This is a genomic window from Fusobacterium mortiferum ATCC 9817 (assembly GCF_000158195.2).
In the GTDB taxonomy this organism is placed as follows: domain Bacteria; phylum Fusobacteriota; class Fusobacteriia; order Fusobacteriales; family Fusobacteriaceae; genus Fusobacterium_A; species Fusobacterium_A mortiferum.
Window position 1 is genome coordinate 732,639 of sequence record NZ_GL987994.1, and the last position, 22,292, is coordinate 754,930.

General features: G+C 28.6%; 19 protein-coding genes and 1 riboswitch. All 19 genes read left to right on the forward strand.

What is annotated here, in order from left to right; all coding sequences use genetic code 11:
• Window positions 1–115 precede the first annotated feature (115 nt).
• Window positions 116–2,710: a cation-translocating P-type ATPase gene (locus FMAG_RS13115; protein WP_005887444.1), complete on the forward strand. Its 2,595-nt coding sequence runs from the start codon at window positions 116–118 to the stop codon at window positions 2,708–2,710.
• Between the two features lie 367 nt (window positions 2,711–3,077).
• Window positions 3,078–7,124, forward strand: a complete 4,047-nt coding sequence (locus FMAG_RS13120; protein WP_005887446.1) for a hypothetical protein — start codon at window positions 3,078–3,080, stop codon at window positions 7,122–7,124.
• Window positions 7,125–9,047 carry a hypothetical protein gene (locus tag FMAG_RS13125; protein ID WP_005887448.1) on the forward strand — a complete coding sequence of 641 codons (1,923 nt, stop codon included), beginning with the start codon at window positions 7,125–7,127 and terminating at the stop codon, window positions 9,045–9,047.
• A gap of 106 nt (window positions 9,048–9,153) precedes the next feature.
• On the forward strand, window positions 9,154–10,245 hold the full coding sequence (locus tag FMAG_RS13130; protein ID WP_005887450.1) for a ParA family protein: 1,092 nt from the start codon (window positions 9,154–9,156) through the stop codon (window positions 10,243–10,245).
• 13 nt (window positions 10,246–10,258) lie between these two features.
• Window positions 10,259–10,969, forward strand: coding sequence for a hypothetical protein (locus tag FMAG_RS13135; RefSeq protein WP_005887452.1), 711 nt, complete (start codon window positions 10,259–10,261; stop codon window positions 10,967–10,969).
• A 59-nt stretch (window positions 10,970–11,028) separates the two neighbouring features.
• The gene (locus FMAG_RS13140; RefSeq protein WP_005887454.1) at window positions 11,029–13,311 is read left to right on the forward strand and encodes a bifunctional dihydroorotate dehydrogenase B NAD binding subunit/NADPH-dependent glutamate synthase; all 2,283 of its coding nucleotides are present in this window, start codon (window positions 11,029–11,031) and stop codon (window positions 13,309–13,311) included.
• Window positions 13,312–13,377: 66 nt separating this feature from the next.
• Window positions 13,378–13,476: riboswitch (TPP riboswitch) on the forward strand.
• Between the two features lie 88 nt (window positions 13,477–13,564).
• Window positions 13,565–14,842: a phosphomethylpyrimidine synthase ThiC gene (gene thiC, locus FMAG_RS13145; RefSeq protein WP_040494284.1), complete on the forward strand. Its 1,278-nt coding sequence runs from the start codon at window positions 13,565–13,567 to the stop codon at window positions 14,840–14,842.
• 9 nt (window positions 14,843–14,851) lie between these two features.
• Window positions 14,852–15,067 (forward strand): sulfur carrier protein ThiS, encoded by a 216-nt coding sequence (gene thiS, locus FMAG_RS13150; RefSeq protein WP_005887457.1) that lies wholly within the window; start codon window positions 14,852–14,854, stop codon window positions 15,065–15,067.
• A gap of 123 nt (window positions 15,068–15,190) precedes the next feature.
• Window positions 15,191–15,964 (forward strand): thiazole synthase, encoded by a 774-nt coding sequence (locus FMAG_RS13155; protein ID WP_005887458.1) that lies wholly within the window; start codon window positions 15,191–15,193, stop codon window positions 15,962–15,964.
• Between the two features lies 1 nt (window position 15,965).
• Window positions 15,966–17,072, forward strand: a complete 1,107-nt coding sequence (gene thiH, locus FMAG_RS13160) for a 2-iminoacetate synthase ThiH (protein WP_005887460.1) — start codon at window positions 15,966–15,968, stop codon at window positions 17,070–17,072.
• Window positions 17,069–17,605: a sulfur carrier protein ThiS adenylyltransferase ThiF gene (gene thiF, locus FMAG_RS13165; protein WP_005887462.1), complete on the forward strand. Its 537-nt coding sequence runs from the start codon at window positions 17,069–17,071 to the stop codon at window positions 17,603–17,605. Before thiH ends, thiF begins: the two co-directional genes overlap by 4 nt.
• The gene (thiE, locus tag FMAG_RS13170; protein ID WP_005887463.1) at window positions 17,595–18,227 is read left to right on the forward strand and encodes a thiamine phosphate synthase; all 633 of its coding nucleotides are present in this window, start codon (window positions 17,595–17,597) and stop codon (window positions 18,225–18,227) included. Before thiF ends, thiE begins: the two co-directional genes overlap by 11 nt.
• A gap of 323 nt (window positions 18,228–18,550) precedes the next feature.
• The gene (locus FMAG_RS13175; RefSeq protein WP_005887465.1) at window positions 18,551–18,997 is read left to right on the forward strand and encodes a hypothetical protein; all 447 of its coding nucleotides are present in this window, start codon (window positions 18,551–18,553) and stop codon (window positions 18,995–18,997) included.
• Window positions 18,998–19,018: 21 nt separating this feature from the next.
• Window positions 19,019–19,333, forward strand: coding sequence for an alpha/beta fold hydrolase (locus FMAG_RS13495; protein ID WP_050795462.1), 315 nt, complete (start codon window positions 19,019–19,021; stop codon window positions 19,331–19,333).
• 14 nt (window positions 19,334–19,347) lie between these two features.
• The gene (locus FMAG_RS13500) at window positions 19,348–19,533 is read left to right on the forward strand and encodes a hypothetical protein (protein WP_050795463.1); all 186 of its coding nucleotides are present in this window, start codon (window positions 19,348–19,350) and stop codon (window positions 19,531–19,533) included.
• Window positions 19,534–19,601: 68 nt separating this feature from the next.
• The gene (locus FMAG_RS13505; protein WP_050795464.1) at window positions 19,602–19,799 is read left to right on the forward strand and encodes an alpha/beta fold hydrolase; all 198 of its coding nucleotides are present in this window, start codon (window positions 19,602–19,604) and stop codon (window positions 19,797–19,799) included.
• Between the two features lie 300 nt (window positions 19,800–20,099).
• Window positions 20,100–20,885 (forward strand): alpha/beta fold hydrolase, encoded by a 786-nt coding sequence (locus FMAG_RS13185; protein ID WP_005887467.1) that lies wholly within the window; start codon window positions 20,100–20,102, stop codon window positions 20,883–20,885.
• 221 nt (window positions 20,886–21,106) lie between these two features.
• Window positions 21,107–21,511 (forward strand): IS200/IS605 family transposase, encoded by a 405-nt coding sequence (tnpA, locus tag FMAG_RS13190; RefSeq protein ID WP_005887469.1) that lies wholly within the window; start codon window positions 21,107–21,109, stop codon window positions 21,509–21,511.
• A gap of 18 nt (window positions 21,512–21,529) precedes the next feature.
• The coding region (locus tag FMAG_RS13195) for an RNA-guided endonuclease TnpB family protein (RefSeq protein WP_005887471.1) at window positions 21,530–22,292 on the forward strand (763 nt) is incomplete at its 3' end.

Consider the following 22,292-nt stretch of genomic DNA (forward strand, 5'->3'; position numbering starts at 1 on the left):
GTACTGTATACCCAAGTGGTAACAAGACTTTTAGTACGGAGTTTATATACTTCGTATTAAAAGTCTTTTTTTATTAATTAAGTAAATATAAAATAAAATTATAAAAGGAGGATTTATGAAAAACTATTTTTCAAAATCAAAAGAGGAAGTTTTACAAGAACTTCAAGTAACTGAAAATGGACTGAATAGTCAAGAGGTGAAGGAAAGAGTTAAAAAGTATGGTAAGAACCAACTAAATGAAGAGGAGAAGATAAGTACTCTAGCAGTTTTTTTATCACAGTTTAAAGATTTTTTAGTAATCATTCTAATAATTGCTTCTATTATTTCTGCTATATCTGGAAATATAGAGAGTACAATAGTTATTCTTGTGGTAATAGTAATTAATGCTATACTTGGTACTGTTCAACATATCAAGGCTGAAGAATCAATTAATAGCTTAAAATCTCTATCTTCTCCTAAAACAAAGGTTTTAAGAAATGGTGAAAAAGTTGAGTTATCATCAGAAGAGATAGTTCCAGGGGATATTATTTTTATAGAAGCTGGAGATTTAGTACCTGCTGATGGTAGAGTATTGGATAGCTTTTCACTACTTGTAAATGAGAGCTCTCTTACTGGAGAATCTGAAGGAGTAGAGAAAAAAAGTGATGTAATTGTGGCTGAAGAGCTAGCATTAGGAGACCAAAAAAATATGGTTTTTTCTGGAAGTTTAGTAAGCTATGGAAGAGGAGTAGTATTAGTAACAGCTACTGGTATGAATACAGAGCTTGGAAAAATTGCTAAATTATTAGAGTCAACAAAAGAAAAAACTACTCCATTACAAGTTTCATTAGATAACTTTGGTAAAAAATTATCAATAGGTATAATTATATTATGTGGAATAATATTTGTAATGAACTTATTCCATGGTGTAAATATATTAGATTCGTTAATGTTTGCTGTGGCTTTAGCAGTTGCTGCTATACCAGAGGCACTTAGCTCAATAGTTACTATTGTATTGGCAATAGGTACTCAAAAACTTTCTAAAGAGAATGCTATTATTAAAAATTTAAAATCTGTAGAAGCTTTAGGTTGTGTAGGAGTAATATGTTCTGATAAGACAGGAACACTTACACAAAATAAGATGACTGTAAAAAAAGTTTATGTAAGTGGAAGAGTTTTAGAAGATAGTGGATTAGATTCTACAAGATTAGCTGAAGATATTATCTTAAAAGAATCAGTATTATGTAATGACGCTACTACTGAAGTAGGAGATCCTACTGAGATAGCTTTAATAAATCTTGCTGAAAAATATAGTGTAGGATATAAAGAGTTAAAAGAAAAATATCCACGTATATCAGAGATACCATTTGACTCAGATAGAAAACTTATGAGTACTGTTCATGAGATAGATGATAAAATAATAATGTTTACTAAGGGAGCTTTAGATTCTTTACTTCCAAGATTAAAATCTATCATTCATGGAAGTGAGATAAGAGAGATAACTCCTGAAGATATAAAAGAGATAGAAAATATAAATACTATGTTTGCTGAAACAGGGCTTAGAGTATTAACTTATGCTTATAAAGTATTAGAGTGTGAAAAAGATATTTGTCATGATGATGAAAATGGATATATCTTTGTTAGTCTAGTAGGTATGATAGATCCACCAAGAGTTGAATCAAAAGAGGCAGTAGAAAAATGTATAATGGCTGGAATTAAACCTGTAATGATAACTGGAGATCATAAAGTTACAGCTAGAACAATAGCTAAAGAGATTGGAATCTATCAAGAAGGAGATAATGTTCTTGAAGGAGTAGAGGTAGAAAAAATGTCAGATGAAGAGTTAAAAGAAAAAGTTGCTCATACATCTGTATATGCTAGAGTTTCTCCAGAACATAAAATAAGAATAGTAACAGCTTGGCAATCACTAGGAAAAATTTGTGCTATGACTGGAGATGGAGTAAATGATGCTCCTGCATTAAAGAGGGCAGATATTGGAATAGCTATGGGAATAACTGGAACAGAGGTTTCTAAAGATGCTGCTTCTATGATACTTGCTGATGATAATTTCTCTACAATAGTTAAAGCTGTTACAACTGGAAGAAATATCTATGCTAATATTAAAAACTCAATAAGATTTTTACTTTCTGGAAATACTGCTGCTATATTAGCTGTAATTTATTCATCATTTGCTGGATTACCAGTAATATTTGCTCCAGTGCATCTATTATTTATAAATTTACTTACAGATAGTTTACCAGCTATAGCTATTGGAATGGAACCATCACATGGAGAGGTTTTAAAAGAAAAGCCAAGAGATCCTAAAGAACCAATTCTTACTCAAGCACTTTCTAGTAGAATTTTAGGAGAGGGATTATTGATAGCTATATTTGTAATGGCAGGATTCTATTTAGGATATGGAGAGATGAAAGATGCTCTTAAAGGAAGTACAATGGCTTTTGCTGTACTATGTTTAGCAAGATTATTCCATGGATTTAACTGTAGAGGAAATAGTTCGATTTTTGGACTTGGATTTATGAGCAATCCATTCTCAGTTGTTGCTTTCTTAATAGGATTTGTATTATTAAGTGGAGTTTTAATGATACCAGCTTTACATGGAGTATTTGAAGTAGCTCCTTTAGGGATGAATGACTTATTAGCTATCTATGGATTAGCATTTATTCCAACTGTTATTATTCAAGCTGCTAAATATTTTAAATATAAGAGATAATTTAGATGAAATATAAAATATTAACTAAAAATTGTTATTAGTCAAAAAATTAGTCACTTTAAACTAGCTAAAATAGCTGGTTTGAGGTGGCTTTTTTTAGAGTGATTTTATGGGCTTAGAGAGGTATATTTTTTAGCCATAGTTTTATATCAAAAAGTTTTTAAAAAGCTTTTTAGAGGTATTTTACGAGGTCGTTTTTTTAAAGAAAAAATTTGAAAATTAGAAAAAAGATAAATTAAATAAAGTTTTTGTTTAATAGAGAAGTTAAAAGAGAAAAATAAAAAAATTAGATTTTAGAAAAAATACTTGACGGTCTCAGAGACCAGATGTATGATAAGAAAAAATATAAAAGAAAGAGAGAGATAAAATGATAAAATATGATATAGAATTTGTAGCTGAAATGACAAGATATACCAAAAGAAAGATAAATCAGTTGAAAGGGATATATCAAGAGGCTCGTAATGGAAAGACAGATAATCCATTACTATCTCCAATAGAAAAGATAGTAACTTTAGATGATTTAAAATTACTATATCTCTATGATTATTATAGAAAGTTTTCTAATACTGGTGAAATAGAGCCAATAAAAAATAGAATATTTAAAGAGTTAGAGATTAGAGATGGAGATTTAGATGAGTTAGTAAAAGAGATATTAATAGAAGATGGAAAAAAGGAATATCTAAGTAGAATAGATGCTGGAGGGACTTATCTTACTTTACTTGCTAAAGATAATTTAATTACTGATGAAGAGTTAGATAGTGATTTTATAATTGAAGATACAACAGAGATAGATGGGGAAAATGAGTGTAAAAAAGTAAAAGGAAAACAAATATTAAATAGTAGTTCTCCATTAATAGATATATTTATAGAGAGAAGTTATTATAAAAATGGACTATTTTTAGTACAACATCCAACGGGAAATGGAAAGACTTTTGCTTTGGAAGAAACTGTGGTAAAACTTCTTGAAGATATGGAGAGATTGGAAGAAAGAAAGATAATTATCTTAACAGGAAATAAGGTAAATAGCAAACCTATATTTAAAAATATTGAGAAGAAACTAGAGAGTAAGGGAATAGGTAAAGATAAAATACTCTATCTAAATTCTGCTACTGAAAAATTTCAAGAGAAAGATTTTTTAGAGAAGGTTAAAAAGAATTTAGAAGAGAGAAAATATGAGAGATTTTTTAAATTGACAAGTAAAAGTGAAAAAATTAAGGTAATGGTAAGAGATATCACTGCTTTATCTGATATAAACAGAGAGATTTATGGAAGAGAAAAATTAGTTGAAGAAGTTTTAAAGGAGCTAACTAGTTGGATAAATATATTTCTTGAAAATATAAATAAAAATCAAGTGAAATATGAAAAAATAGCTATACCAGAGTTTTATTTTGAATTATATCCTATGCTTGATGAGAAGAATTTTGAGAAAAAAGTATATGTAATGACAATATCAAAATTTTTATATGGGTATAAAACAAAAGAGAGGACAAAGTATTTTTATGAGGATAAAAAAAATCTGTATTTTATAGATGAGATAGATAGTAGTAAAAGTTTTTTTGTAAATTATATTCTAGATAAAAAAACACTGAGTATAAAGAATATTGTTCAAAATTATTATAAAAGATGGATTTCTACAAGAGATATGAGAGAAGCTTTTATTAGAAAAGTATATGATGTATTAAAATCTAAAGTTGGAGGAAAAGATAGCATAGTAAGTGCCAAAGAGTTAAAATTTTTAAGAGATAAAGTAAAGGAATATAGAAAGAGAGGCACAGAGTTAAATAAGATATATAATTTGAATAAAAATTACATATACTTAGAAGAAAAAATGAATATAGATTTATTCCAAGACGATAACTATATTTTTGTAGATAAAGATAAGAATGAGATATTTTTAGATAGAAGAGAGGAGATATATGTATCTACTAAAAAAGGACAAGTAAAACTTGGAAATTTTATTGAGGATTTATATGAACATTTTTATGAGGAGTTTCATAAAATAATTGATTTTTTCTATGAGAAATTAAAGAAGAAATTAGAAAGCGAAAGTAAGATATATCCTGATGAGGTAATATTAAAAGAGATACTTCAACATTATCGTTTTAGTGATGAGGAGCTAGATACAATAATAAAGGAGCATCAAAACTTTTATAGATATAGAAGTAATATAAAGTTTATAAATAAAAGTGAAGGGTATAGATATATCAATATTGCAGAAGAAAATAGCGAATATTACGAAAATCAAAGAGCAATGATAAATTATTATCAGATGTTTGTAACTCCAGAGAGTATGTTGAGGGATATATGTAGAAATAATATGGTAATAGGAATTTCAGCAACAGCTCTATCTAAGACAGTAGTAGGAAATTTTAATTTAAGATATTTAGAAAATTTTTTAGGGGATAATTATTACACTTTAACTAAATCTGAAAAAAGAATCTTAAAAGAAAATTTGATGGAAATAAATCAATATGAAAAAGGTGTTAAAAGAAAATTACACATATATGATTCTTACTCTTCAATAAGTAGTGAAAATTGTAGAGCTGAGATAGAAAAATTAGAGGGATTTGAAAATCTAAAAAGATTTATGGAAGAGAATGAAAAAGAAAATGTAGTTACTATCTTACTAAGAAAATTGAATAAAGAATATAGTGAGAGTGGAGATAAAAATAGAGATGAGGATTTGAAAAAGAGATTGACATATAAGATTTTTGTATTTTTAAATTTTCTTTTAGATAATGACAGTAGTAGTTTAGTTTTTCTTTCAAATAGAATAGAGAGTGTAAAAGACGAGTTAAGTAAGATAATAGATGAGATGAAAAAGGAAAATGAGGAAAGAAGATTTTTACCAGAGGGATTTAAAGAGATATATTTTGAATCTTTAAATGCTAGAGGAATAGAGAAACATTTTGGAGAGCAAGAGGAAAAACTAAAAGAAAAATTAAAAGAGGAAGGGGTAAAAGTAATACTATATACAACTTATCAAAGTAGTGGTATAGGGGTAAATTTGAAATATCAGTATAATCCTCAAAAAGAAAAAGAGTTGATATATCCTGATGAAAAACTTTTTAAGAAATATAAATTTTCAAAAGATGAGAAAGATTTTGATGAGATAGCTCTAGAGGAGAAAACTTTTTTACTTCCAGTACAAGAGAAAATAGAAAATAGAATGAGAGAGGTACTCTATATCACACAATTAGAGGAGAGTGAAGCTATAACTTCAAAACAAAAGGCTTATATGCTAAATAGTGGAAGAGTAGACAAAAAACTTAGTGAGTATGCTACTACCAATGATTATGTAGAAAATCAGATGAGTTATTTGATACAAGGATTAGGAAGAGTAAATCGTACTAAGGTAAAGAGCAAAAAGAGAAATATCTATATTACTTCAAAGATTGAAGATACTTTGGAAAGATTTAGAAGAGATGAGAGAGATGTTATTGAGGATATGGAATTTTTATTAAGAGAAGTAGATAAAAGAATTCCAGAAGATAAAAAAGAGATAAGAGAGATAATAAAATTAAATAGAAAAGCTGAAGCATTATGGGCTAGTAATTTTTTACAAAAAATAAAAAAATATAATAGAATTATAAGAAAAAACAAAACAGTGGAGAGTATAGATAATTTAAGAGAATTAGTAAAAAATTATGAAACTTATAGGGAGTATATAGTAGCTAATCCTACAACTAATATTTCTAAGAGAAAAGATGAGTTGTATCTTGAAGTAGAAAGTCCAATAAATAGTTACTCTGTAATGGGATATAGTGGTAAAGATTTTTCAAATATAGAGTTAGGAGCAGAGGGACAATTTTCCTTTAGAGGAGCTAAATTAGATATTTTAAGTGAAATACCAGAATTAAAATCTCTCTTTGAAAAAAGAATAGGAAAATTTTATAAAAATAGAAGAGTACTATTACCATATGTATATCAAGCTATATTTAAAGGAAAGATTGGAGAAATTATAATAGAGGAGATTTTAAAAGTTTTTGGAATGAAGTTTCTAAGTAGAGACGAGGTTATTGAAATTGGAATGTATGAAGAGTTTGATGACTTTACTCACTGTGGTTACAGTATAGATTATAAAAATTATGATTTAGATAATTTTTATAATAGAGATAAGTTATATGAGAAAATTTTAGGACAGATAGCTAGAAAAAATAACTTTATAAGCAGAGAGAGAAAATGTTTTATTATAAACTTATTGCCACCAACAACAGATATTCCAAATGATAAATTAAGATATTATTTGATAGATAGAGAAAACTATGATACTCCAATTAGAGTAAATGATTTTGAAAGAGCAGAGATAATAGCTATTCCATCACTTTTAAAGTATGATGAAAAGAAAAAGGGAATGATAATAGATAGAGAGTTAGTAAGATTAGTAGTAAGTTATTTGAAGGGGGATATATAGATGTTAAAATTTTATAGTGGAGAGTTTTTAGTTAAGAGAATATATTTTGATACAATATTAGAGGATTTTAAATTATTCATTTTTTCTATCAAAGCGGAGATATTTTATGGAGAAAGTAAAGATGAAAAACAAAAGAAATTAAATAATATGTTAAAATCTTTTTATTCAAAAATAAAAAATGAAAAAGAGATTTACAGTTTCTATGTAGATAATTTTTCAAAAAAAATTTATCTACTAGGAAGTAAAGAATGCAGTATTGATAAAGAGAAATATAAAGAGTATATAAATAAAGTAGAAGAGATAGATGAGAAAGGAATTTTAGATATAAAGGATATAACTCTTTTCAATCTTTTTGTAAGGTATATACCCTATGAAGAATATAGATACTATTTTCCTAAAGATAGCATAAATTTTAAAACTATTAATGATTTGATTTTTCATATAAAAACAGAGAGAGATGGAGATGTTTTGAGATGCTTAGAGTTAAAGTTAGCACGATATGGAAATAGAGATAGAAATGAGATTTGGTTGAATCAAGTTACATTTACTAAAATAGATAAAGTAAATAAAAAAGAAAAATATAAAAATAGTATAAAGATGGAGTATAATCATCACACTAATCTAATAATACCTAGTGATAAAGAGAGTGGACAAAATATTTATGTAAGATATAGTGGGAAAAAAGAAAATGTGATAGACTTTATACCACTAAAGAGATTTACAGAAAGAACTAGAGCAAGATATTTTACTTTTTTTATGAAAAGTGTAGAGGAAAAATTGGAAAAATATTTTGAAGTAGAATTTTCTACTTTGGAAAGTTATGAACAATTTAAATTTAGAAGAGGAGCAGGGACACATTTTACTAATTCAGTTTTTGGAAAGAGTAAAGGTGTGATAAATATATATCAAACAAAAGATGTAAAAAAGAGTGGTGAGGTGGTAGTATCTTGTAAGTTAGGAGCAGAGAGAGTAAAGAAAGAGTTAGAAGAGATTTTTAAGGAAAAGATGATAGAAAAAAATATAAAGATAAAAATAAAGGGAGAAGTAGGAAATAAAAATAGATTAAGAAATGAGGATTGGAATATATTTATATTAAATGATGCTACTGGGAAAATGTTAGAGATAGATACTTATGGGGAGATAAAGAAAAAGGGAAATATTATAAGTCAAGGAATAGGAGAAGAAAAAATAGAGAATAGTGGATTAAAAACTGTATGTAAGAAATTATTTGAGGAGATATTTATAAAAGAACAGATAAAAAGAAGAAGTATAAAAAATTTATTGATAAATTATAAAGATTTTGTTGGAGTAAAAGTTTGGGAATATAGTACTAAGTGGGAAGAGAAAAGTAAAAAAACTATTAGAGTATTGAAGAAGATAGAGATTCTAGAAGATGGTAAATTTATATCTGAAAAAAGTAATATGGAAGATGGAAAGGATATAATTAAAGAGTTTATAGATATAGCTGAAAGTTTTGACAATATGGGAGAGGCTATGTTAAAGAAATATAATGAAGGAAGTACAATAGACAGATTAAAAGGAGAATTAAAATTAATAGAGATAAAAGGAAATAAAATTTTAATTGAGGATACTAGCTTAAGATTATATTATGATTTTAATAAATTTGTAGAATTAAAAAGTGAAAAATTAGTTAATAGGAAAAAAGGAGAAGATGGAACTTTAAAATATATGATGAACCCTTGGTTTGACAAGGAGAGGCAATATTACTATTCATATTATTTTGGAAGTTTAGAAGAGGAAAACTTTATTTTCTCTCCCAATATAAAAAAGTTAATATCAACTAGAAAAATAAGTGAAGAAGAGTATAAACTTTATGGAGATAGTTTAGGATTTAAATATCTAACAAGTGGAAGTAAAATAATAGCTTATCCAATATTTTTTAAAATTTTAAAAGAGTTGTAAAAATATAAAACTATTGATTTCATACCAAAAATATGATAAAATATCTATAACAAAAACTAACTAAGTCGCATGCATGCGACTTAGTTTTTTATAAAAGGAGTTACAAATGAAAAAAAAGGTAGGACTATTTTATAAAAAAAATGGAAGTTTTAATAATGCAGTGTTGACAATAGATAGGAGTATAACAGAGGCTCTTGATGTAAACAAAGAGGAAAATGAGATAGTTTTTTCTATGAGTAATAGAATAATTACCCTAACTAAAGGTAGATGTGAAGATGAAGTAGAAGAAAAAGATATTCATGAAAATTTAATTAATTATAGAAAAAATGTAAGTATAAATTTTAGTAAAGTATATAAAGATAAAGATTATTATGTAGCAAAACTTAATATTCCCTTTGGTGTAGTGAATACATTAAAAATTACTAAAGAGAGTAATGATGTGAATATAACAACAGGAGATGGAATAGTTACAATAGATAGAGGGGAAAGAGTAGGAAAAGTATATACTCTAAAGGTAAATAAAGGAGGAATAGGAAAAACTTTTCTTACAGTTCAATTAGCTCATGGACTTACAATGAAAGGGAGTAAAGTAATAATTTTAACTTCAGACTCTCAAAATAATATAATTGATTTTACAATCCCAGAGGAAAAGCAAGAGAGGGTAGAGTTAAAAAAGGGACTTAGAAGTTGGGTAATGACTGGAAAAGGAGATAAGATTAATTTAAGAAAAAATTTAGATTTTATTCCTTTGGAGAGTTCAGTTTTTACAGAGAGATTTTTAGAAAAATTACCAATTTTTATAGAGCATCTAAAAAGAGAGTATGACTATGTATTGATAGATAGTATTCCTACTATGAAGATAGATACTGAATTTGTAAAATGTTCTGATAAAATAATAATACCAGCTTTCTGTGATATTCCTACATTAAAAGGGGTAATCAATGTAATAGAAGAGGCAGGAGTAGAGAAGATACATGCTATATTAGTAAATTTATATAGACCAACTGTTACACAAAAAGATATTTTAAATAAATTAAAGATGATGTTAGAAGATACAGATGTATTATTCCCAGAGCCAATTAAAGAAACTTCACTTATAGAAAGTCTTGTGAAAAAAGGTAAAACTGTATGGGAGAGCAAGGCAAAATCTGTAGAGGAAGCACAAAATAGTTTGCTAGATATAATAATGGAGATGTAGAGCAGGAGGAAAAATGAGTACAGCAGAAGAAAGATTTCAAGCTATGATGGCAAAAAGGAAGAAGACAAAAGAGAGTGTAGAAAAAGAAGAGAAGCCGATTATAGTAAATGAAAAGAATAGTAAAAAAGATATTAAAGAGATTTTTGTAATAGAAGATTCTGTGTTTGGAGATTTTACTAATGATGTAGAATTAATAGAATATTTGAAAAATAAATCCTTAGAGATGTTAAAAATTCAAGGAAATAATATCATTATGCTTGGTAAAAATCTTACAGAAGTTTTTGAAGAGCTTGGAAGAAAAGGAAGTCCTGATGGATTATATTTAAAATATTTAGAGTTTAATGGATATAAAAAAGATACAGCTCTAAGACTTAGAAAGAGATATGAGTTATTTAAGAAAAGTAAAGCTGATGTAGTAAAACAAATAATAGCCATACTGCCAGTGAGAAGTATAGAGCAACTGTATAAGGAACAGGATTCAGTATTGCCAGAACTAGAGAAAAATAGTGAAAATTTGACATATAAAAAGATGTTAGATATGCTGAAGAAGAGCAATGAAGCTATTGAAGTAAAAGAGAAAAATAGTATAGAGATTTCAAGTTATAACATTGATAGACTAGATAGCTTATATAGAAGAATAAATAATAGATATGATGAGTTAGATGAAAAAAGAAAAGAGAAATTAGATAAACTTTTATTTGAAATTGAGAAGTTATTGGGGTAAAATAAAGGATAATATAAAATCACTATATAAAAATATATACTGGAAAAAGGAGTGTACTTATGTATAAAATTTTAAAGAAAAAATGGTTAACTAAAGAGATTTGTTATATGGATGTTGAGGCAAAAGATTTAGCAAATGGAGCAAAGCCAGGACAATTTTTGATTGTAAAAACTGATGAAAAAGGGGAGAGAATACCACTTACTATTTGTGATTATGACAGAGAGGTAGGAAGTGTAGCAATAGTTTTCCAAGTAGTTGGAGAGGGAACAAAAAAGATGGCAAGCTACAATGAGGGAGAGTATTTTCAAGATGTAGTAGGTCCATTGGGACAACCAAGTGAATTTTTACATATACCATTAGAAGAATTAAAAATAAAAAAATATCTATTTGTTGCTGGAGGAGTAGGTACAGCCCCTATCTATCCACAAGTAAAATGGTTTAAGGAAAATGGAATAGAAGCAGATGTAATAGTTGGAGCTAGAAGCAAAGATATATTAATATTAGAAGAAGAGATGAAAGAGGTAGCAAATAATCTCTATATCTGTACTGATGATGGAAGCTATGGAATACACGGAAGAGTAACTGATGTAATAGATAGACTAATAAAAGAAGAAAATAAAAAATATGACCATGCTATTGTAATTGGACCTATGATAATGATGAAATTTGCCTCTATGAAATGTAGAGAGTATAATCTGCCAAATACAGTAAGCTTAAACCCACTTATGGTAGATGGAACAGGAATGTGTGGAGCTTGTAGAGTTACAATAGATGGTAAGGTAAAATTTGCTTGTGTAGATGGACCAGAGTTTGATGGAGATAAGGTAGACTATGATGAAGCAATGAGAAGACAGATGATGTATAAAACTACAGAGGGAAGAAATATTCTTGAGATAGAAGATGGAGAGACACATCATAATGATTCTTGTCCTATGCATAGTGACTTATCTGAAATAAAAGGAAGGGTTCCTGTAAGAGAGCAAGACCCAGATAAGAGAAATAAAAATTTCTATGAAGTGTGCTATGGATATAATCTTGAAGAAGCACAAAAAGAAGCACAAAGATGTCTGAATTGTAAAAATCCACTATGTGTAAAAGAATGTCCAGTATCAATAGATATACCAGCTTTTATTCAAGAGATAAAGAGAGGGGATATAGAGGGAGCTAGTAAAGTAATTTCAAAATACTCTAATCTACCAGCTATATGTGGAAGAGTGTGCCCTCAAGAAACTCAATGTGAAGGAAAGTGTATTTTAGGAATAAAAGGGGAGCCTGTATCTATTGGAAAACTAGAGAGATTTGTAGGAGATTGGGCTATTAGAAATAATACAAAGGTAGAAGTAGAGGAGAAAAGAGAGGAAAAGGTAGCTATAATTGGTGGAGGACCTGCTGGACTTACAGCTGCTGGAGATTTAGCAAAGCTTGGTTATGATGTAACTATATATGAAGCATTACATAAACTTGGTGGTGTATTGAGTTATGGTATTCCAGAGTTTAGACTTCCAAAAGAAGAAGTAGTAGATAAAGAGATAGAGAAATTATACTCTTTAGGAGTAAAGGTACATACTGATACTTTTGTAGGAAGAACTTTTACTGTGGATGATTTGTTAGATAAAAAGGGATATTCTGCTGTATTTATAGGAAGTGGAGCAGGACTTCCGAGATTTATGAATATTCCAGGAGAAAATTATAATGGAGTAATTTCAGCTAATGAGTTTTTAACAAGAGTAAACTTAATGAAAGCTAATAGAAAGGATTGTGCTACTCCTATAAAAATAGGAAAGAGAGTCTTTGTTGTAGGTGGAGGAAACGTAGCTATGGATGCAGCTAGAACAGCAAAGAGATTAGGAGCAGATGTAACTGTGCTATATAGAAGAGGAGAGGCAGAATTACCAGCAAGACGTGAAGAGATACATCATGCTAAAGAAGAGGGAGTAAAATTCCAATTTCTAGTAAACCCAATAGAGATAATTGGAGATGAAAAAGGTTGGGTAAAAGAGGTTAAGTGTGTAAGAATGGAATTAGGAGAGCCAGATGAAAGTGGAAGAGCAAAATTCTCTGTGATAGATGGAAGTGAATTTATATTAGAGGGAGAAACTGTCATTATGTCACTGGGAACTTCTCCAAATCCATTGATTGCTGATACTACTAAAGATTTAGTAACTACTAGATGGAAAGGTATCGAGACAGATGAAAATGGAAAAACTTCAAGAGAGGGAGTTTTTGCTGGTGGAGATGCTGTAACAGGAGCAGCTACTGTTATATTAGCTATGGAAGCTGGGAAAAAAGCAGCAGCTGAGATAGATAGATATCTTAGAGGAAAGAAAGCGGAAAACAAATAAAAAATTATCTTGACAAAATAAAATTACAAGTATATAATTTGCTTGTAAGGATAGAAAAATTGAATAGTTGATTGCTAGGGGAGCCGTTAGGCTGAGAAAGAGAAATCTTGACCCTTAGAACCTGATATGGATAATACCAGCGTAGGGAAGCAATATGTTTACTAGATTTTTATTAATCAGTATAATTATAGCTCTGTACATTGGTACAGAGCTTTTTTTATTAGAAAAATTAGAGAAAGATTTAGGAGGAAATATGTATTCAACACAGATGGAAGCAGCAAAAAAAGGAATATTTACTAAGGAGATGGAAATAGTAGCTAGAGATGAGCAAATGAGCAAGGAAGAGCTTATGGAAAAGATAGCTAAAGGGAGCATAGTAATTCCAGCAAATAAAAACCATAAAAATATATATCCAAGAGCAGTAGGAGAGGGGACAAGAACAAAAGTAAATGTAAATCTAGGGGTATCAGAAGATTGTTGTGATTACTGTGGGGAGATGGTAAAGGTACAAAAAGCTATTGAGTATGGAGCAGATGCTATAATGGATTTGAGTACTTTTGGAGATACACAAAAATTTAGAAAAGAGCTAGTAGAAAAGTCGACAGTTATGTTAGGAACTGTTCCTATGTATGATGCAGTAGCAAAACTAGGAAAAAATATAAAAGATATGAGCGTAGAAGATCTGTTTAGAGTAGTAGAGATGCATTGTGAAGATGGAATAGATTTCTTAACTATACATGCAGGACTAAATAGAACTTGTGTAGATAGATTAAAAAATAATAAAAGACTTACAAAGATAGTAAGTAGAGGAGGTTCTATTCTTTTTCAATGGATGATATTAAATGATAAAGAAAATCCTTTCTATGAGCACTATGATAGATTACTTGAAATTTGTAGAAAATATGATGTTACATTAAGCTTAGGAGATGGATTAAGACCAGGAAGTATAGCTGACTCAACTGATGCTCCTCAAATTCAAGAGTTGATAATACTAGGAGAACTTACAAAAAGAGCTTGGGAAAAAGATGTACAAGTGATGATAGAGGGACCTGGACATATCCCTATGCATGAGATAGTTACTAATATGCAAATTGAGAAAAAACTTTGTCATAATGCACCTTTCTATGTACTTGGACCATTAGTAACTGATGTGGCACCTGGATATGACCATATAACAGCTGCTATTGGTGGAGCTATTGCTGCAGCTAATGGAGCAGATTTCCTATGTTATGTAACTCCAGCTGAACACTTAAGACTTCCAACTTTAGAAGATATGAAAGAGGGAATTATGGCTTCAAGAATAGCTGGACATGCAGCAGATATAGCTAAGGGAATAAAAGGAGCTAGAGATTGGGATAATAGAATGAGTAAACATAGAGGGGAGTTAAACTGGAATGGAATGTTTGAAGAGTGTCTAGACCCAGAAAAAGCAAAAGAGTATAGAAAATCTTCAAAACCTATTGAAGAAGAGGTTTGTACAATGTGTGGAGATCTATGCCCAATGAAGAGATGTAACGAAATTTTAGATTAAGGTGATAATATGAATATTATTTTAAATGGGGAAAAATATGAGATTTCAAAAGATAATATCACTGTGGAAGAGTTACTTAATGAATTATCAGTAAAATGGAATATAGATTTATCTGGAGCTGTTGTTCTAGTAAATGATGAAATAGTGAAAAAAAATAACTGGAAAACAGAAAAAATAGCTGAAGATTATCATCTAGAAGTTTTATCTTTCGTTTCTGGAGGATAGTTTTATAATTGATAATATAGGACAAATTTGTGAAAATTTAAGGATAAAAAGAGAAATTTATTAAATTATAAAGAGAGAATGAGTTGCTAGTAAAAAATACTAACAATATAATTGGAGGAAAAGATGGAAAAATTTATTTTAAAAGGAAAAGAGTTTAGTAGTAGATTACTTACAGGAACAGGAAAATTTGCTGATAAAAATTTAGTAGCTCCTATGTTAGAAGCTAGTGGTTCTCAAATTATAACAATGGCACTTAGAAGAATAAACTTCCAAAATCCAAAGGAGAATATTTTAAACTATATTCCAAAACATATAACATTGTTACCTAATACTTCAGGGGCTAGAACAGCAGAGGAAGCTATAAAAATAGCAAGAATAGCTAGAGAAGCTGGATGTGGAGATTTTATAAAAATTGAGATAATAAATGATAGTAAATATCTTATGCCAGATAATAGTGAAACTATAAAGGCAACTAAGGTTTTAGCTGATGAGGGATTTATAGTATTACCATATATTATGCCTGATTTAATAACAGCTAAAAGATTAGAAGATGCTGGGGCAGCAGCAGTTATGCCACTTGGTTCTCCTATTGGTTCAAATAGAGGAATACTTACAAAACCATTTGTAGAGATGTTATTAGAAAATAATAGAGTACCTATCATAGTAGATGCTGGAATAGGGAAACCATCAGATGCAGCTATAGCTATGGAGATGGGGTGTGATGCTGTACTTGTAAATACAGCTATTGCCACAGCACAAGACCCAGTTAAAATGGGAAGAGCTTTTGCACTAGCGGTAGAAGCTGGAAGAGAAGCTTTCTTAGCTCAACTAGCAGAGGAACAAAAATATGCTAGTGCTTCATCACCACTTACAGGATTTTTATTTAGAGGTGAGTAGAATGAGTTACTATGATGAACTAGTTAAATGGAAAGATTTTGATTTTGAGGGATATTTTAATTCTGTAACTGATGAAGAGATATTGAAAAGTATAGAAAAAGACAAATTATCTGTATATGATTATCTAAATCTTTTATCTCCTAGAGCAAAAAATCATATAGAAAAAATGGCTCAAAGAGCACATAAGTTGACAAGACAATATTTTGGGAATGTAATAGGACTATATCTTCCAATATATGTTTCTAATTATTGTACTAGTAACTGTATCTATTGTGGATTTTCTAAAAAAAATCATATAATAAGAAGACATATGAAATATGAGGAGATAGAAAGAGAAGCTAAAGAGATAGCAAAATCTGGAATAGAAAATATACTTCTTTTAACTGGAGAAGCTAAAGGATTAGTAGATAAGGAGTATTTAAAAGGAGGAATAGATGTATTGAAAAAATATTTCTCATCTGTATCTATTGAAGTAATGCCATTAGACGAAGAAGATTATAGATATCTAGCAGAAGATGGATTAGATGGACTTACTGTATACCAAGAGACTTATGATGAAAAAAGATATGCAGAGGTACATCTATCGGGTGAAAAAAGAAATTTTAGATATAGATTGGACACTCCAGAAAGAGGGGCTAAAGCTGGCTTAAGAACAATAGGAATAGGAGCACTATTAGGACTTGGAGATATAAGAAGTGATGCTTTTAAAACAGGATTGCATCTGAAATACCTTATAGATAATTATCCAAACAGTGAGTTTAGTATCTCTTTCCCTAGAGTAAATGAAGCAGAAGGAAATTTAAAAGATAGTTATGCTGTTGATGATATTACCTTTGTACAGATAATATTAGCCAATAGAATTTTCCAACCAACAGCAGGAATAACTCTATCAACTAGGGAGAGTGCTTATATGAGAGACAATCTATTACAACTAGGAATTACTAAATTTTCAGCAGGTTCAAAAACTGAAGTAGGTGGTTATTCACACGAAAATGAATCAACAGCTCAATTTGATATAACTGACAATAGAAGTGTAGAAGAGATAGTGGAAGCTATTAGAAAAAGAGGATTAGAACCTAAGTATAAAGATTGGGAGACATTATTATGAAAATAGGTATAGCTGGTACAGGTGGGATAGGCTCAAATGTGGCTATGCATCTAGTTAGAAGTGGAATTACTAATCTAAAATTTGGAGATTTTGATAGAATAGAAAAATCCAATCTCAATAGACAGTTTTACTTTGAAGAGCAGATAGGAAAATATAAATCTGAAACTCTAAAGGAAAATCTTACCAAAATCTCACAGGGTAATTATGAGGTTGAAGTAATAAAACTTGAAAAAGAGAATATGAGAGAGTTTTTCAAAGATTGTGATATAGTAGTAGATGGATTTGACAAAAAGGAGTATAAGGCTCTTTTACTTGAAGAGGTTTTTGATGGAAAGAAACTTTTAATAACAGTATCTGGGATAGGTGGGATAGATTCCTCAAGTGTACAGATAGTAAAGAGAATGAAAAACCTCTATATAGTGGGAGATATGAAAAGTGATGTTTCAGAATATAAAACTTATTCACATAAGGTAAATATAGTAGCTAGCAAAGTAGTAGAAGTAATCTTAAAGGAGCTATACAATGAGAAATAGAATAGAGATTCCTAAGGGAATATATGGAATAACAGGAGATAATTTTTCTAATGGAAGAAGTAACTACTTCTGTGTAGAAGAGATGATAAAAGGTGGAATAAAAATAGTTCAATATAGGGCTAAAACAAAAGATACTAGAGAAAAGGTAAAGGAAGCTAGAGAGATAAGAGAGCTTTGTAGAAAGAATGGAGTAATATTTATAGTAAATGATAATGTAGATATAGCCCTTCTTGTAGATGCAGATGGAGTTCATATAGGACAAGAGGATATGCACCCAGATGATGTGAGAAAACTTATAGGAGATAATAAAATCATCGGGCTTTCTACTCATTCAGAAAAGCAGGGAATGGAAGCTTATAAAAATCCCAATGTTGATTATATAGGAGTAGGACCGATATTTCCAACAACTACTAAGGATACGACTCCAGTAGGATTAGGGTATCTTGAGTATGCAGTAAAAAATTTAGATTTGCCTTTTGTAGCAATTGGTGGAATAAAAGCACATAATATAGATGCTATCATAGCTAAAGGAGCACAGAGAGTATGCCTTGTTAGTGAGATAGTAGGAGCTGATTCAATCTCTGATATGGCTAGAAATTTACAAGAAAAGTTTAATAAATAATTATAGTTTATAAAAAATTTAAATAATTTATAAAAGAAGATAAGTATATCAAAAATTATCTTCTTTTTTTATTGTACTATTTTAGTTGTTATATTTCTAATAATATAGCTTTATAATGTAAATAAAGCGCTTTTAAATAAATAAATTTTTGTGAAAAATAAAATTACAAGTGTATGCCATAAAAATGTCAAATTAAAATAGTAGAATAGTGAAAAATTTTTAAAAAAACTAAAAAATACCTTTCCTAGAAATAAATATAGTACTATAAGGAAAAATGGAAGGAATTATATGAAATTAATTTTACTATAACTGCGGGGTGTTATATGAAAGAAAATCAAGTCATTTTGAAAAAAAGGGAAAGATTTTTTTTAGAAGATAAGTTTTATTTGATTTCAAAAGGAAGTGTAGAAGTAGGTAATAATATAAATTTAGAAGATATAAATACTAATAGTAAAAAAGGAGGAGTAGATATTGTAGCATCTGTAGGACAAGCAGGAGAGATAGGAGTTACAGGAACAATAGCAGATAAATTAGATAAAAAAGTAGTTACATCATCAGCTATTGTAGTAGAGAATTTAAGTAATAATGGAAATATTACTATTGATAGAGAAAAGAGGGAAAATAAAGATATAGAAAGAGATGAGAAAAATATAGAAAAAATAATTGAAAATAGTTCTAGCAAAGGGGGAACTTTTTTAATAATTGGTCCTGTTAAAGCAGGTGCTAATGCTACAAAATCTCATAGAACAGGTAGCTATGATGTAAATTAAGCAAGAGGAGGTAATAAAATATTGAAATTGGAGTATATAGATGAAGGAAAAGGTGAAGTAATAGTGTTTGTTCACTCTTACCTTTGGGATAAAGAGATGTGGAGACCTCAAGTTGAACATTTAAAAGAAAAATATAGATGTATATCAATAGATTTACCAGGACATGGAGATTCTTCTAATTTAGAAAATATAGGTAGTAACGAAGTGATATCAAGTATTTCTTTAGCTATATCTGAATTGCTTTCAAATTTAAATATAAGTAGTTATACTTATATAGGATTATCTATTGGTGGAATGTTAGCAATACCATTGTATAGAATAGATAAAAAAAAATAAAAAAAATGATAATAATGGATTCTTATTTAGGAGAAGAGAAGAAAGTTACTAAAATTTCTTATTCGAATATTTTAGCTCAAGTAGAAAAAAATAAAAAAATATCTAGTAGAGTGGCAGAAGAGATAGTTCCTTTATTTTTTTCAAAACAACTTTTAAATATAAAGCATGATTTATATAGAAAGTTTTTTCTAAACTTATAAATATAGAAGAAAGTAGGATAGAGACGATTGTAAAGATCGGAAAAGCTATAAATAATAGAAAAAATTTTTTGGAAGAACTAAAAACAGTAGAAGTTCCAATGGTTTTTATAGCTGGAGAGTATGATATACCTAGACCTTTTTCTGAGTCTGAAGAAATGTTGAACTTAAAAAAAGATTCACTCTTATTTAAAATAAAAGATGCAGGTCATATATCTAATTTAGAAAATATAGTAGATGTTAATTCTATTCTAGATAAAATCCTATAATTAAGAATATAAAAAACATATAAGTAATAAAAAAACTACATCTAAAATTTTAATTAATCTTGGAGATGATGAAATAGATACCACTGGAATGGAATATTTCGTTGAAATTTACAAATGGTGTCAAGACAATGGGGGATAGTACCAAAAGTTTGTGGAATTGTCCGAGGGAGAATATAAGAAATTAGAAAAATTAATGCAAGATAAAAGAAACATAATTAAAAAATAGATATTTTGAAAATAAAATAGTAGCAATTATGGAGTATTTATAAAATAAAAAATTAATACGTTAGGAGATGATTTATGAAATTTTCATATAGTTGTGAAGGAAAGGGCGAAACTTTAGTTTTTATTCATTCTTATCTTTGGGATAAAAATATGTGGGAACCTCAAATAAAATTTTTAAAAGAGTATTATCAGTGTATTTCAATTGATTTACCAGGACATGGACAATCTAGTGTTTTAGATGATAGAGAAAATATATCATTAAGAGATTTAGCAAAAGAACTTACGAAGTTTATAGATGAACTTGGAGTAGAAAAATATATATATATTGGTCTTTCTGTTGGAGGAATGTTGGCACCTTACATGTATGAATATCATAAAGAAAAAATAAAAAAAATAGTAATAATGGATTCATATGTTGGTATTGAACCAGAAGAAAAGAAGAAGATGTATTTTTCAATGCTTGATACAATAGACTTAATAAAAAAAGTGCCAGAAAATATGGCAGAAAAAATAGCAGAGATGTTTTTTTCGCCAATTGTTTCTGAAAAAAGAACTAAATTGTATAAAACACTTTATGCTAACTTGGTAAATATATCTGCTGAAAAAATAGATACGATTGTAAAGATAGGAAGAATTATTTTTGGAAGAGAGAATGCAATAGAGATTTTGAAAAATATAGATATACAAGTTGTATTTATCACAGGAGAATATGATATTCCAAGACCATTTGAAGAAGCTAGAGAAATGGCGAATTATGTGAAGGATTCTAAATTATTTTTAGTAGAAAATGCTGGTCATATTTCAAATTTAGAAAATTATGATAGAGTAAATGAAATATTTAAAGAAATTTTAAATATTTGAAATAAGTAGAATATAATTAAATTAAATAATGAAATGAAAAAATATAATATAGAATTTGAGAAATATAATTATTATTTAAAATATACTTTCATTAAATTTTTAACCTAACGGGCAAGAAGTCGCCCACCTCTATAGGTGGTGCGATGAATTGCCCTATTGTTTTTTAGAAGACAAAGTGATATAATACAATCAGTAGATATATAAAAATAGGAGTAAAAACAATGGAATTAGATAGTAATTGTCATTCAGTATTTTTGCTGTATTATCACTTAGTTCTTGTAGTAAAATATAGAAGAAATGTATTTGATGACACAATTTCTGAATTTGCTAAAGATATGTTTGTAAGAATTGGAGTTCCGTATCATATAACTTTAGTACAATGGAATCACGATAAAGACTACGTACATATAATGTTCAAAGCTCATCCTAAAACAGAATTGACTAAATTCATAAATGCGTATAAATCAGCAAGTTCTAGGATAATAAAAAAAGAATTTCCACATATAAGAAAATATCTATGGAAAGAAATGTTTTGGTCTAAAAGTTTTTGTTTGTTGACTACTGGAGGAGCTCCTATTGAAGTCATAAAAAAATATATAGAAGAACAAGGACAAAAGAGTAAATAATTTTGAGGAGGTGGACTGATGAAACAACTAAAAGCATATAAATTTAGAATTTATCCAAACGAAGAACAAAAGATATTTTTTAGTAAAACTTTTGGTTGTGTTCGTCTTGTCTATAATCTTATGCTAAATGATAGAATTAAAGCATATGAAGAAAGTAAAGGTAATCCTGATAAAAAGATAAAATATCCAACTCCTGCTCAATATAAAAAAGAGTATGAATTTCTAAAAGAAGTTGATAGTCTTGCTCTTGCTAATGCTCAAATGAATTTAGACAAAGCGTATAAAAATTTTTTTAGAGATAAATCTATTGGATTTCCTAAATTCAAATCTAAGAAAAATCCTGTACAAAGCTATACAACCAATAATCAAAATGGAACTGTAAATATTTTTGAAAATTGGTTAAAAGTTCCAAAGCTTAAAGAATTAGTAAAAATTAAAGTGCATAGAAAAATAGAGGGTATAATAAAATCTGCTACTATCTCGCGTAATGGAAGTGGTAAGTATTTTATCTCTTTGTTATGTGAAACTGATATTCAAGAATTACCAAAAACTAATTCATCAGTAGGAATTGACTTAGGTATTAAAGATATGGCTATTTTATCTACTGGAGAAAAAATTGAAAATCTTAAATTTAGAAAACAATTAGAAGATAAACTAAAAAGAGAACAGAGAAAACTTTCTAAAAGACTTCTAATTGCTAAAAAAGAAAATAGAAAATTAAGCGAAGCTAAAAATTATCAAAAACAAAGAATTAAAATTGCTAAGATACACGAAAAAATTA